The organism is Phocaeicola sp. HCN-6420, assembly GCF_037890145.1.
GTDB lineage: Bacteria > Bacteroidota > Bacteroidia > Bacteroidales > Bacteroidaceae > Phocaeicola.
Window position 1 is genome coordinate 124,517 of sequence record NZ_JBBKBJ010000003.1, and the last position, 15,983, is coordinate 140,499.

The 15,983-nt window shown below is 44.0% G+C and carries 6 protein-coding genes; all 6 read right to left on the reverse strand.

Annotation, left to right across the window (positions count from 1 at the left end; genetic code table 11):
- Window positions 1–185: 185 nt before the first annotated feature.
- Entirely contained in the window at window positions 186–2,408 is a 2,223-nt protein-coding gene (locus WKT12_RS03480) for a glycoside hydrolase family 3 C-terminal domain-containing protein (RefSeq protein ID WP_340318781.1), read from the reverse strand.
- Between the two features lie 38 nt (window positions 2,409–2,446).
- Window positions 2,447–4,960 (reverse strand): glycoside hydrolase family 2 TIM barrel-domain containing protein, encoded by a 2,514-nt coding sequence (locus WKT12_RS03485; RefSeq protein ID WP_340318782.1) that lies wholly within the window; start codon window positions 4,958–4,960, stop codon window positions 2,447–2,449.
- A 3-nt stretch (window positions 4,961–4,963) separates the two neighbouring features.
- Entirely contained in the window at window positions 4,964–7,846 is a 2,883-nt protein-coding gene (locus WKT12_RS03490) for a TIM-barrel domain-containing protein (RefSeq protein ID WP_340318783.1), read from the reverse strand.
- A 153-nt stretch (window positions 7,847–7,999) separates the two neighbouring features.
- A complete protein-coding gene (locus WKT12_RS03495; RefSeq protein WP_340318784.1) occupies window positions 8,000–12,022 on the reverse strand; it encodes a hybrid sensor histidine kinase/response regulator transcription factor in 4,023 nt (1,340 codons plus the stop codon).
- 364 nt (window positions 12,023–12,386) lie between these two features.
- Window positions 12,387–14,090, reverse strand: a complete 1,704-nt coding sequence (locus WKT12_RS03500) for a cellulase family glycosylhydrolase (protein ID WP_340318785.1) — start codon at window positions 14,088–14,090, stop codon at window positions 12,387–12,389.
- Between the two features lie 79 nt (window positions 14,091–14,169).
- Window positions 14,170–15,972: a hypothetical protein gene (locus tag WKT12_RS03505; RefSeq protein ID WP_340318786.1), complete on the reverse strand. Its 1,803-nt coding sequence runs from the start codon at window positions 15,970–15,972 to the stop codon at window positions 14,170–14,172.
- Window positions 15,973–15,983: the final 11 nt, after the last annotated feature.

Sequence of the window (15,983 nt, forward strand, 5' to 3'; positions counted from 1 at the left end):
GGCAGCATGTAATCCATATTCTATTATTTTGTAACACCCAAACCTTCAGCATGCTTGCCGGGACTTTTTTGGCATCAGAAAAAAAATACTGCCGGACATTTCTGGCAAAAAGCATGAAACATCCGGCAGATACAATAATTACAAGAGTGAAGAAAACACTCTTAAACAGTATAACGCATAACAAATTATAAATATTCGAACTCTACAGTATTGTGTATATCGGCAGAAGATGACGAAATATAAGCCTTAAACTTACCCGGCTCTGCAATCCATTCGTGTTTGCTGTCGTCGAAGAATTGCAAATCTTCCGGTTTGATGGTAAAGGTCACTTCTTTTTCTTCACCCGGTTGAAGAGCTACTTTCTGGAATCCCTTCAGTTCTTTCTGCGGACGAAGCAAAGAACATTTTTCATCACCAATATACAATTGAACGGTTTCCTTTCCAGCCACAGTTCCGGTATTCTTGACCTTCACCGATACCGACAGGGTTTCTCCGGCCTTCATCTGCTTAGCCGACAAAACTGGTTTGCTGTACTTGTAAGTAGTGTAACTCAGTCCATAACCAAAGGGGAAGAGCGGTTTAATCTTCTTGGTATCATACCAACGATAACCAACCAGAATATCTTCTTTGTATTCCTGCTTGATGCTGTCGCCCGGATAGCTCATTTCGCCATAGAAATGTGCCGGACAATCTTTCAATTTTGCCGGATATGAGAAAGGAAGCTTTCCGCTGGGGTTTACCTTGCCGGTCAAGACATCGGCCAGTGCATCGCCACCTATCGAACCCAGATACCACGACTGCACAATGGAAGGTACTTCTTTTACCCACGGCATTTCGACAGCATTACCACTTACGATGACGGCTACCAGATTTTTATTGGCTTTCAGCAATTCCTCAATCAGTTCGTTCTGACCGAAAGGCAGTCCGAAAGTCAGACGGTCACCTCCTTCACAATCCTGAAAATGATTTTTATTCAGTCCGCCGATAAAGATAACCAAATCCGCCTGCGCTGCCTTTGCTACAGCATCATTCCGCAAAGAGTCCATCGTAGCCTGAGGAATCTTTTCCTCGCGTCCGTACATCGGACGACCGGCTGCATACCCTTGTGCATACACAATGCGGTCGCCAAAATATTTCTTCAGTCCGTCCAGCGGAGAGATAACTTTCTTAACCTTCAGTTCGGATGAACCTCCCCCCTGCATCAGGTTGCGTGTTGCATTATCTCCCACTACCAGTACTTTTTTATAGCTATCGGGAGAAAGAGGCAATAAAGGCATTTTCTTTTTCTGCGCCTCGTTTTTCAAAAGCACAATACCTTCCGTTGCCACCCGATAGGCAGCCTGCTCGTGAGCTTCATTGGTCATGGAGCCAAAAGGTTTCTGGCGGTTCATCGAAGTACGGAAAATCAATCGCAATACGCGGGCTGCCTTATCGTTTACCACGTCCATTGGAATTTTTCCTTCCTTTATCATCTTCAGGTAATTCTTTCCCAGATAATAGTCATCGTAACCAAATTCAGACTCCGAAGTCAGACCGTTGGTATACGAACCCATTTCGATATCCAGTCCATACATAGCGGCTTCGTACGTATCGTGCGCAGCTCCCCAGTCGGTTATCACGCATCCGTCGAAACCCCATTCACCTTTCAGAATCTCATTGTTCAGGAGCTTATGATGAGCGGCATGCATGCCACGTACCTTATTATATGCTCCCATGATACTCCAGACGCCGCCACGCTGCACAGCCGCCTTAAATGCCGGCAGATAAATCTCGTACAGCGCACGGTCGCTAACCTGTACGTCAATATGTCCGCGCCAGAGTTCCTGATTATTCAAGGCATAATGTTTCACGCAGGCAGCAACTCCGTTTTTCTGTACTCCCTGAATGTAAGGTACACACATTTCGGAAGCCAGATAAGGATCCTCTCCCATATATTCAAAGTTACGGCCGTTAAGAGGTGTACGATAAATGTTCACACCCGGTCCCAACAGCACATCTTTCTTACGGTAACGGGCTTCTTCGCCGATAGCCTTTCCATACTGAGCAGCCAAAGACGGATTCCAGCTCGCAGCCAGACAAGTCAACGCAGGAAAAGCCGTACAACTGTCACTTGTCCATCCGGCATATCCCCAGTCGTTCCAGTTGATTTCAGCACGAACTCCATGAGGACCATCACTCATCCATAGTTCGGGAATTCCCAAACGAGGACAGCCCGGCGAACTAAACTTACCTTGAGCATAACTCAATCTGGTCTTTTCCTCCAGAGTCATACGCTTCAAGGCATCCTGAACTCTCAGTTCCAGCGGTTGCTTGTCGTCCAGATAAACTGGAATTTCTGCTGCATTCTGAGCTTTTACAGGAGCCAATGCAGCCGTTAGCAGTCCTATAATCAAAAAGGTCTTTTTCATAATATCTATATCTTAGTTCAAACAAAATCCAATCAGTGTCATTCTGAAACAATCTCTACAACGGCATCTTCCAGACCTTCGGCCACAGCCTTCAAGCGAGCAGCTCCGGTCTTTCCGTCATTTTGCAGAACAACCAGACACTTACCATTGAAAGCTTTGCGTTTATTATCCTTGAAACGTTCCATCGAAGTCTGACTACCATTGTCAACACCTGCTATAAAGAGATTACCTTCAACTTCAAAATGTACCAGATTATCAGCAAGAGGACACAAATTACCCTCCGCATCCACTATTTCTACCGTTACAAAACTCAAGTCCTTTCCATCCGCATTCAACGTATTCCGATCGGGGGTCAGACGAATCTTTTTCGGTTCTCCGGCAGTCCGAATCTCTTTTTCACCTACTATCTTTCCGTCTTTCCGTGCTACAACCTTCACACTACCCGGTTCATACTTCACACGCCAGACAACATGCAGGTGGTTTTCATCTTTAGTCTTTACACCTTGTGACTTCCCGTTCACAAACAGTTCTACCTCGTCTGCCTGATTGTAATAGCACCACATATCTACATCCTGACCAGCCGTCCAGTTCCAATGCGGGAAAAGATGCAAGACCTGCTTGTTACTCCATTCCGACTGGTATAAATAATAGACATCCTTCGGGAAACCTGCCAAGTCAATAATTCCAAAATAAGAGCTTCGGGCAGGCCATCCATAAGGAGTAGGCTCACCGATATAATCGAATCCAGTCCATACATACTGCCCGCTGATAAAATCATTCTTCTTTGTCAGCAACAAATTCTCTTCGTGTGTGTTTCCCCACGGAGCATGACAGTTGTCGTACGAAGAGCAGGCAAACGTAGCATCGTAGAAAGGTTTGTCCCAGCGTTCCGGCCAGATAAACATTTCGTCACTCGGCATCCGGTAATATCCACGCGTCATCAAGGCCGAATTGCTTTCCGTTATGATAAACGGCTTGCCGGGAAAGTTACGGGGAACGTCAGGAATATTGACATTGTGATAGTTATAACCGATAATATCCAAAGCTCCGGAACGGAATAAATGATTCGCCGGATTCGGTTCGTTGCACCCAGCCGTGACCGGACGAGTAGGGTCCAGCGCCTTTACAAAATCAGCCAATTTTTTAGTCAGCAAGGAATTTACACTCACCTCTCCTTCTTTCGCCAGCATATCGGCCGAATGTCCGAAGTTCAAAATCAGATTCGCCTCTTCCAACGAAAGTGTATCAGCCTGTGCATCGCTCCATTGTTCCAAAACCTCATTGCCGATACTCCACATGAATACAGACGGATGATTACGGTCACGAAGAATAAAATCGTGCAAATCCCGTTCATGCCACTCATTGAAATACAGCGAATAATCGTAGGCCGTCTTCTTTTTGCACCACATATCAAAAGCCTCATCCATCACAATAAAGCCCATACGGTCGCACAAGTCGAGCCATTCGGGAGCCGGAGGATTATGAGAACAACGAATGCCGTTACATCCCATCTCCTTCAACATCTGCAACTGTCGTTCCATGGCACGTACGTTAACGGCTGCTCCCAAGCATCCTAAGTCGTGATGCATGCAAACGCCGTTTATTTTTGTCGGCTTGCCGTTCAAGACAAATCCTTTTGCAGCATCGAAAGAGAACGTACGGATACCCACAGGCGTTACATAACGATCCACACACTGTCCGCCTTTCACCACCTCAGTCACCAGAGAATAGAGATAAGGATGCTCCACATCCCATAACTGAGGAGAAGTAACTTTCAATTTTTGAGCAATCTCTGCCGATTCTTCAGCAACAACATTCGCCGGAGATTCTACCTGAGCAACTTCTTTTCCTTCAGCATCTTTCAAAACAGAACGTACAGTTACATCAGCATTCTCCTTACCTGCATTTTCCAACGTCGTAACCAGATTCAAGGAAGCACCCTGCCCGTCGACATTCTCTGTCGTAACATATGTGCCCCATTCTGCCACACGTACATCTCCTGTCTTCAGCAACCACACATTACGATAGATGCCGCAGCCAGAGTACCAGCGAGAATTGGGTTGTTCCGCATTGTCTACACGTACAGCTATAACATTCTTTTCTCCCCATTTCAGATAGGGAGTCAGATCATAACTAAACGAAATATATCCGTAGGGACGTTTTCCTAAAGAAGTTCCATTAATAAAAACTTCCGAATTCATATACACTCCATCGAACTCGATACGGAAATGTTTTCCTTTATCCTTGTTCTCTGCTACGAAAGTTTTCCTATACCATCCGACACCTCCCGGTAAAGCTCCTCCACCTGTACCCGAAGGATTATCCTGACTGAAGTCACCTTCGATAGCCCAGTCGTGCGGCAAGTTCAGCTTTCTCCAGGCAGAATCTACAAACTCCGGTCGTGCAGCCCGTGAATCATCTGTTAAAGAAAAAAGCCATCCTTCATTAAAGCTCAACTTTTCCCTACACTCCGGAGAAAGAGAGCTGCATGCCCCCAGAAAAAGCATGCAGCATATCCCCATAATAACAATTTGAGTTAACTTACGATTCATCTTTTACAATTGAATAGTTTGTGATGTTCCGTTATATTTCACGACAATACCTTTGGCATTCATATCAAAAGGTTTCGGGCTGTCAGCGTTCACCTGAATGATTTCGAACGTACGCTCTTTTAGCATACCGTCGAACTCTCCCTTCCGATCTCCGATAACCAACTGCTTCTTTGCCTCATTGTAAGCCATCGGAATCATGGTATACTTACCCTGCTCGTAGTTATAGTTCACACCTTCATCCTCATACAAGGTAAATGCCGCATCGGCACCCTGATAAACATACAACTTAATATAATCGGCTTTCTTTTCATCCGTATACTGAATCTCCGGTCCGAAAGGAACAATTGAGCCAGCGCGAACGAACAACGGAATACGTTCGTAAGGAGCATCTACTGCTTTCTTTTCGCCACCAGCCTGGAATTTACCCGTATAGAAATCGTACCATCCTGCTGATTTCGGGAAATAAACCTCACGACTTCTGTCGCCGTAATGATAAACCGGAGAAACCATAAACGACGGACCGAACATAAACTGGTCGCCTATATTGTTTACGTTTGTATCATCCGTAAAGTCCATTACCAGCGGACGCATAATCGTATAATCATTAAACCACGTCATACCTGCCAAAGAATAGATATACGGCATCAGACGATAACGGAGTTTGGAATAATAAACAACCGAGTTGTAAGCCGGATGACCTTCGGGAGCAATTTCCCATATCTCACGGAACGGATACTGTCCGTGCGCACGGTACAACGGACAGAATGCACCAAACTGATACCAGCGCGCATTCAGTTCACGCCATTCCTTATAATCCGCATTTTCCGTTTTCGTCGCATTCCACTGCTGTTGTCCGGCTACATAACGATTCTCGACACAGAACCCACCAATATCCATGGTCCAGTAAGGAATACCACTTATCGCATAATTCAGACCAGCCGTAATCTGAGCTTTCATATCCTCCCAGCGGGTAGCAATGTCACCGCTCCATGTAGCTGTAGAATAGCGCTGCAATCCGGCAAATCCGGAACGAGTCAACAAGAACACACGCTTATTGTTATCCACTCCACGCTGACCATCATAAATAGCTTCCGCATTCATCAGTGCATAAGCATTGAAATATTCGGTTGAAGGTCCCAAAGCCGTAGGTCCACACAAGTCCTTGCGATACTGCATGTCGGTACAATCGCGGATGTTTGGTTCGCTGGCATCCATCCACCAAGCATCAATTCCCAGCGGATAATAATGATCATACATCTGCTTCCAGAACAGCTTGCGTGCATCAGCATCGTAAGCATCATAGAAACCATAATGGTAACCCGGACCTACCCAGTCCTTCAGACTATCCTTGACAGACTGCTGATAAATCCATCCGTTCTTATCAAATTCCTTATAATGCTCCGTGGTAACATAGAACTTCGGCCATACAGAAACCATCATCCGACCATGCATTGCATGAATGGAGTCGACCATTGCCTTCGGATTTGGGAAACGTTTCTTGTCGAATTCATGACTTCCCCACGCATTTTCCGTCCAATGCAACCAGTCGAGTACGATATTATCAATAGGAATATTCCGGTCGCGGAAACCTTTCAGGGCACCCAACATTTCATCCGAATTGTTATATTTTTCACGACTCTGCCAGAATCCCATAGCCCACTTAGGCATGATAGGCGCTTTTCCGGTCAATGTACGATAACCGCTGATTACATCATCCATATCATCGCCCGCGATAAAATAATAATCAAGCTGTTTGGTCATTTCGCTCCACCACGACTGCTTGCCTTGTTCTTTCGGGTCTACCGGACTCAATACGCGCAATCCTGAATAGGAAACAGCTCCATCGGGTTCCCATTCTACTTTAATAGGCACCTTTTTCCCAGCTTCCAGATTAACCGCAAACTTATAGCTGTTCGGATTCCATGCCGTACGCCAACGCTCTGGCACGACCAACTCATTATTTATATATACCTTAGTATATCCCGCATAATACAAGATAAACTTAAACTCACCCGTCTGAGAAGGTTCAATCATACCCTCATAAGTCACTTTTGCTCCCATGAACGGGAAATTTTCCGGCAGATTTACCACCTTCGACAAGTCTTCTCGTTTCAAGTGCTCAAAATAAAGCGAATCTTCCCGGCGTACCAGCGTTTCCGCTCCCGACTTTTCATCAGGAACATACGTACCAGTCAGCGCACCTTCCTTGCCATCCTTATCGTAAAGTTTAAAGACCTCTCCCAATTGGAAATAATCATTCGGATTACCAAAACGGCACAGAGAATAACTGTCGAGCAGAACACCATAATTCTTATTCGAAACGATAAAAGGAACAGAAACCTTTGTATTATACTGGAAAAGCTCTTCGTTCTTTCCTTTATAATTGAACTCTTCCGACTGATGCTGTCCCAATCCATAAAAAGCCTCGTCGTCAGGAGATTCGAATACCTGACGGATGGAATAACCTTTCGTACCTTCTACCTCGATTGGAGTAAATGTTTTTCCTCCACCTTTATTTTCCTGAAGAATCATCTTACCGTTTTCATCCGTAAACCAGACCTCACCGGTAGAACTCAGGACAAAAGCCTTGACTTCTTTTGTAGAAACAGTGATAGTATCTCCCTGTTGAGAAACGGTAAACGGTGTCTGCTTTTCCTGAGGTACAACAATCAGACTCTTAGAATCGGCAAACTTGCTGTCGGGAGTAGCAGACACGTGAATCAGTTTATCTCCCATTACCTGAAAACGGACAAGGCGAGTTTTCTGCTCTCCCTGCTGCTGTACTTTCACAATTACACCATTATCTGTTTGTTCATAAACTTTTCCGGAGCAGGAACCGAAGATAAGACCTGCCAACAAACAGTAAGAAATGTTTTTCATAATCATAACCTATGTTTAAAGTTAAATATCAATACTTCTTTTTATCATGTATTGCAAATTTAAGCATTCCCCTAAAGAACAACTATTTATAATGTTTTTCAAAAGGGAGAGTTTTTATTATCAAGGTTAATCAAATGTTTCTATTTAGGGTATTATTTGTTATTTCATTTCCTTTTCCTGATAGGCAGAAGGCAAAACCCCAAATTCTTCCTTAAAATAACGGCTGAAATACTTCGGATTATTAAAGCCCACCTGAAATGCTATTTCAGAAACATGGAGCTGACTGTCACGCAACAATTGTGCCGCCCGCTTCAAGCGGATGACACGTATAAATTCTATCGGAGTCTTTCCCGTTATCTGTAACATCTTCTTATATAAGTGCACACGACTCATACCCAATTCCCGACTTAGTTCCTCTACCGACAGGTCACTACGAGAAATATTATCCTCTACATATTTCACTGCCTTTTCTATCAGTTTTTCATCCAAAGAAGTAATGACGATGTCACTGGGAACAGGGTCGATTGTCCCTTTCGAAGTATTGTAACGGCTCAATTCGATCAGTTTCCGGATACGCAAAACCAAAATTGTCATATTAAATGGTTTCGTCACGTAGTCATCCGCACCGATACTCAATCCTTCTACTTTCGATTCCGTAGTCTGTTTTGCAGAAAGCAATATCACTGGAATATGAGCTGTACGCTTATCTTGCTTTATCAGTTTACACAATTCATTTCCATCCATCTCCGGCATCATGATATCACTGACCACCAAATCGGGCATTTCTTCGCAATTCTGCAAGAAATCCCAGGTTTCTTTTCCATTTGAAGCAAGTTTTACCCGATACTGCAACCCCAGACTCGATTCCATAAACGTACGGAAATCGGCATTATCGTCTACAACCAGCAAGAGAGGGAACTGACTTCTATCTACTTCATTCACCGGCTGTCCGGATGATTCCGACAACAAGCCGGGTACCGGCATCGTATTAATAGGGTGATATTGTATGTCGACATGCTTGACAGGTATATGTACAACAAAGACAGATCCCTTACCAATATTATCGAAAACGGTGACACTACCCCCATGCAAGGCAACAAAGTCGTGCACCAGACTCAGTCCGATACCCGTACCTCCTGTACTATCTCCTCCTTCTTTATTTTCCGTCTGATAAAAACGATCGAATATATGTTCCTTATCCGCATCACTGATTCCGATACCCGTATCGGCCACCTTTATTTCAATCAGTTCGTTTTCCTCCTGAAGATGTTCCAGCATGACAGTCACCCTTCCGCCCTCCGGAGTAAACTTAAACGCATTGGCAAGCAGATTCATCACAATTTTCCCAATCTTGTCGGCATCAAAAGCCATCGTAAAATGATCTACACTCGAAAAGAACGAGAAATGTATCTGTTTTTTGTCCGCCATCAGCAGGAATGAATCGCAGACACCCTGAATATAGGGAATAATATCCCCTTCTGAAAGTGACAGATGATGTGAACTCATCTCCCCCTTGCGGAAATCGAGTAACTGGTTGACCAGCATCAGCAACCGGTGTGCATTCCGATACATCAACTGAAGACGCATCTTCCGGTTTTCGTCATTATCTGCTTCTTTCAGCATCTGTTCCAGCGGCGCAATAATCAACGTCAGCGGAGTACGCAACTCGTGACTGATATTAGTAAAGAAACGGAACTTCATATTGTTCACCTCTTCGTTCTTCGCCACCTCCAGTTCAATCTGATGCAACCGGAAGCGTTCCCTTTCACGCTTCAGAATCTGATAGCGAGCCAGCAGCAATACGCCGATCCCCGCCAGTACATACAACACATAAGCCCACCACGACATCCAGAACGGAGGGAGAACTTCTATTTCAAGCTGAGAGACCTCCTTGCCTACATAGCCGTCGCTATTGACAGCCTTCACGCTCAAGACATAATTTCCGGGAGCCAGGTTTGTAAAAGTAACGCTATGTATTCCCTCCGGCAACGACAACCATTCTTTGCTAAAGCCCTTAAGCTGATACTTATAACGAGTCTTTTCGGGCAAAAACATGTTATCGGAAGCCAAAGATATGGTAAAGATATTTTGTTTATATTCCAACTTCAACTTACCTATCCGGTTAAGAGATTCAGGAAGCACCACACGTCCATCTATCTTCTCGCCTACCTGTACTTCCTTATTAAATAAAGACAAGCCTGTAAACATTACTTTCGGAAGCATTTTATTGTAATGTACATTTTCCGGACTGAAGACATTAACGCCATACAATCCGCCGACCAGAATGGCATTATTATTCAACAACCGAATAGAACGGAGATTAAAATCACAATTCTGTAAGCCATCCTTGTCATTATATACATGAGGAACAAACCGATAATCTCCATTTTCCTTTTTTGCTACATTCAAGTGAATAAGCTGACGCGCAGAAGTAATCCACATATCTCCATTGGCATCTTCCACTATACCGGCAATAATACCCCCGTTATCCGGCATAATATCGGAAAGACCCTTCAGTTTTCTCGTCTTCACATCGTAGACATCCAGTCCGCCACGCGTCGCAATCCAAATCAGTCCCCGACTATCCTTAAAAACCTGATTGATTTCATTATGTGCAAGGCCTGCACTGTCTTTCTCACGCAAGATCGTCTTTATCTTACGACTTTCCAAATCAAAAATAGCAACTCCCTGACTGGCTGTACCTATAACCAGATCATTTTCATCGGTCAGACACAAGGAAGCTACATGATAGTCATCCAGTCCAGCCTTCTTCAAGTCGATGGTTTCGAATGTATTATCCGACGGATGCAAACACTGTATACCAGCATCCAATAAACCAATCCATATATTTCCCTTGCGGTCTTCCTGCAATGCCCATATTTTATTACTGATTAAATGACTTTCATCACCCGCCTTGAAAGAGCGTACCCGGTTTCTTCCTTCGATGCAATACAAGCCACCGTTGAAAGTTCCCACCCAAAGTTTTCCGTCGCGAGCCTTCATCAACGTAACAACAGGAGCTTCACCCAGTTCAAAATGCTTCTCCACCTGACGGAGAGAAAAATTCCAAAGCAACACGCCGTTATCGTTCGTACCCAGCCATGCCCTGTCTTCTCCCTCAGACTCTATGCTTGTCACATCGCCTACATAATCAATATCAAACTTAAAAATACTTTCACCGTAATAAGAAATACCTTTCTTATAGGTACCAACCCATACGATTCCATCCCTGTCGGTATAAAGGGTATAAACAGTATTGTGCGACAATCCTCTGTCCGTCTCCTTATCTGCCACCACAGACTTAATCTTCCAAGTGGATTTTTCCAGAATATCGATTCCGCTATAATCTTTTCCCATCCAGATTCTTCCCTTGGCATCCTGTGTAATGGTATGAACGAAATCGGAACGATTCTTCCAGTGTGCAGCAAGTCCCTTATTCCATTTTCCCGTACGCAAATCGTATGCCCAAACGCCTTCAATGCCATATATCCAAATACAATCCTCCCTGTCAACAAACAAAGAAAAATCAATCTGTACCTGTGGAGAGTCTTGCTGTACTTCTTTCTTTATCCATTTTACAGTCAGATTATTCCGATCGATACAAGCCAGCAGACCTGTATCATATATCACCAAGATACCATCCTTACATTCTGCCACATCCGAAACACCTAAAAGCGGAAGATTACATTTTTGAAAAGACATGTAACTTGTCTTTTTATCTTTATCATACCGGTAGCAGCCCTCTCCCATGACATATATCCAAACATTTCCGGCAGAATCGACAAATACTTTATCAGGAACACCCTTACTTCCCAACAAAGTCATAAAAGAATTTAAATCCGAATGAAATACTTCTTTCGCCTTATCGAACAACACATACCCTTTTGCCGTTTTAATCCAGAACAATCCGTCGGGCTGCTCTACTATATCTTCTACAAAATTATCGGGAAGAGAATTCGGATTATTCTCCTGACGGGTAAATACTTTGAACGTATAGCCGTCGTAACAATTCAGTCCGGCCATCGTACCAAACCACATCAGTCCTTCACTATCCTTGTAAATGCAACGGACTGAATTGTTCGATAATCCATCCGAAACCTCCAGATGCTTGAACATAAGTGACTGCGCATGAAGACAAAGCAATGAAAAAAACAAGGTAAGCAAAGTGTATATCCTTCTCATATCATGTAACGTTTTCTAAAGCAAAGAAAATGAAGTTTAATTAAACAAGCAAGAATCTTTTTTCCTTTTTTCTTTCCCACGCGCTACAAAACAGATAACAATCAGCATGTTCACAGCATGAATACCTGTAAAATCTATTCTTATCCGCCGGGAAAGTTTCCAAAAGCTCAGGAAAAGGCGAGAATGATTTGTACAAAAGTTTTTATTTTTTGTACAAATTTTCAAAAAACGTCAAGAAGAATTTCCTCAAAGATGCAAAGGCCTGAATCACAGACCGACGTTCCATAAAAATGCCCTTCACATTCCAACATAAAACCATGCAAGAATGTGAAGGGCGTGAAGGGCAAAAACAGATCTTTTATGTTTATTTGATACCGTTCATCAGACCATTATATTCCAATTCGTCGTAAACCTGCAAGTTCTTGCGGTCGAGAACCCCGTCGCCTCTGTCCCAATAGAACGGGACAAGTCCACGAGCGTTTGCTTCACGAACCACACATTCATCGAAAGCAGCACGCGACAAATCGTGTCCTTCCTGTGCCTGCTCGTCGGGCAATGTACGGCGTACAGCAGCAAATTCTCCAATGATAACCGGAATACCCTTGTCGGTAAATCTTTCTTTCAGCTTCTGGAACTGTGCCTGTACGTAGCTCTCTCCACAGATGTTATCCCATCTGCCCTCATACGCACCGGTAGCATATTTCTTGTTCTCTTCGCCCCAAAAATAGAAAGCCTTTCCCCAGCTTTCATCTTTTTCCATGCCACAGAACTGCCAGGAGCTGTAATAATGTATTTCTACACTTAAGCGATTGGGAGTTTCGTCAACAGGCAACGCATTCATATACTGCATAGTCTTGTCGATATCGGTAGACGGTCCCTGAACAATCAGGTTACGGTATACATTCTTTCCGCCGGTAGCTCTTACTGCATCGACAAACGTCTGTTCGTATTTCAGCAAGGTAGCCATATCATCTTCGTCCTCTACATTCGGCTCATTGCATCCGGCAAACAGCAAATGTTCATCGTAATCGCGGAAATAAGTGGCAATCTGAGTCCACAATGTCTTCTGCTTATTGTTCACTTCTTCATTATATCCGTTGGGAATATCGTTCTCAAGCCATCCTCCATCCCAGTGGATGTTTAAGATAGCATACAAGTCGTTCTGCATACAATAGTCCACAACCTCTTTTACACGTGCCAGCCAGGTAGCCTTGATTTCATAAGTTGTTTCATCATTCAAATACTGATCCCATGAACACGGTATACGTACAGCATTGAATCCCATCTCACGAATCTTGTTTATCATGGCAAGCGTCGTTGCAGGATTTCCCCAGGCAGTTTCACCTCCCGCAGCTTCCAGCGAGTTACCCAAGTTCCATCCTATCTTGATATTACGCATCAAATCAGGAGCATCCTGTTCCATACCAGTTTTATCCGGCTCGGGAGTAGAAAGAATATTCTGGGTTACTGTAACAGACTCGGTCAGGTCATCCAGCGTAAATACAATGGTAGCAGTACGGACTTCCCCCGTAACGTTCTGATCGGCTACGAAAGTTTCTGTACGAGTTTCGACCGCACGTGTTTCAATCCGCTGAATCCAGTCGGCATCAATCTCCACCTGACAGTCGCCTGTAGTCTGCATTTCTACCAAAAACTCTCCGCCTTCACCCGGCAGTTCGTATTCATGCTGTGCTACCAGTAAATAATCATTGGCAGTCTGCACCACCTTTACCGAACCATTTACCTCGGCGCCTTTTATAGTTATTACAGCAGTCCTGACTTCAGTATCAGGGTTTTCGGTAACATGCACCAGATACTTGGCTGTTTTTTGCGACGTAGAAACCTGCTGAACCACAGAACACCAGTCGGCAGCATCGGAAGATACTTCGTAAGCCACATTCGACTGAATATACAAAAGGGCTTCACTCTCATGCTTTCCGAAAGTCAGTTCTTCCTTCGAAATTTTCAGATATGGACTTCCTGTATCATCCTCATCGGAGCAAGCTCCAAGGAACAGACTTACCAGACAAGTAATCGTTCCTAAAAAATAGACAAATAGTTTTTTCATAGTGATATTTTATGGTTATGGATAAAAGGACACACATACAAGAATATTTTCCTGTATGCATGTCCTTTCAACGTTGTAATTACAAAATTTTCAATTCATCGATTGTTACGTTTACAGCTTCCGGATCGGCAATGTCACTGTACATATCGAAAATATCGATAACAAATACAATCACGCCATTGTAGGCTGATTCCGGTTTCATCTTGATGCTATAAGTTCCGTTACCTTTCACTTTAACGTCACTTGTACCGGAATAAGCTGGCCACCATCCGTTTGCCGTACACATCAGTCCGGCATCATATTCCTTGGTAGCAGCATCCCCTGTCAAGCCACTAATTGTAAATGTAAGTTCCATCGAATAGTCGAACACAATGCTTGCCGGATCAATCGGGCTGGCAGAAGCCGTTTCGCCATACATGTTGTAAAGTTCAATACGGAAATTATTTTTTTCAGACTCCAGATTTCCCCACACCAATTTAGAATTATCGACAGCAATCGATGTCATTTCCGGTTGTGAAGTTCCTCCACCAGCATTCGGAATAAAATGATAAGCCTGATATTCATTCTTCTCGGAGCTGCGTGCACCCAGCCACATACCCATTACCGTACCGGATGCTGATTCAATACTCAAAATACGAAGCTGATTATTGGCATCTGCTCCAAACATGATGTCACCACCGCCGATATGATAAGTAGGAACACTTCCACTAAATGTATAAATGCCTTTTTCATCCAGTGTATAAGTTCCGCTTGCTGTAGTACCGTCAGGCATGGCAAATTCATATGTCATGGCTTTTGAGTCGAGTGTCATGGAAAGCTGATCCAATCCGTTTACAGGTGCAGCCCAATCCGGATAATTACCGGCAGTAAAGTTATTCATCAAACTACCATCCAGATTAGCCCAATCGAAAGGAACATCGGTCGACATAGTCCACTTAATCTTGCTGGTCACCACTTCCGATACCATATCTTCCCATCCGTCCGGCAGAGCAGGTTCCGGATCCGGCTGGTCTTCCGGAACGTAATTGTCGGCATATTCTTTCGAAACAAAGTTCCAGATCAACCACCATGGACCTTCACTGTTATCACGCATTACCCCGATACGCATATGATTCTCGTCCAGTTCCAGCAACTTCAGGTCGCGACTCCAGTTCGTACTTCGGTCGCTCCATGAAGGAGTATGCAGCAATTCACAATCGGTCAACGTAATGGTATGATTAGTTGTATTGAGCATAAATGTGCCCGAAGTAGTTTCTTTGGAAGAAGAATTGTAAATCTTCACATTAGCTCCGCCTTTCAGGTCGAAAGTCATGGTGCTTTCCCAAATGGCATCATCGCCTGTATGTCCTACTCCCGGGTCCCAGTTGGCACTCCAGTTGTTCCATTCTACAATAGAGTTCGGATCAGCATAGGTCATTTCTCCAGCAGCATATCCATACGAACCATTATCAAATATCCAGACTTTTTCATTGTTGACGCCTCCAGTAAGGTAAGTCCACAAATCATCGTTCACGAAGTCTGCACAGAAATCATCGATTGTAAAAGTAGCCGGCGGACCATATACAATTCCACCTCGGGTCTGCACTCCGAAAGTTACTTCATATTCACCTTCGAAAGGCATCTGCAATGTTACTTCTCTATCCTGACTTCTGCCCTGAGGATGTTCCCAGCAAACCTGATAGCTGGAAGGCATCAAGCTCTTCAAATAAACGATGTTCGGATTTTCCGAATCGTGAGTAATAGAAAAGGCTATTCCTTCTACCAAATCATCTGCGGTCACATCCTTCCCCGCCAGTTCGAAGGAATCGGGAGTACATGCCGAAAATAGTCCGACTGCTATCATCAGCCATGCAATATATAATTTAGTAATTAGTTTTTTCATAACATCCTTTG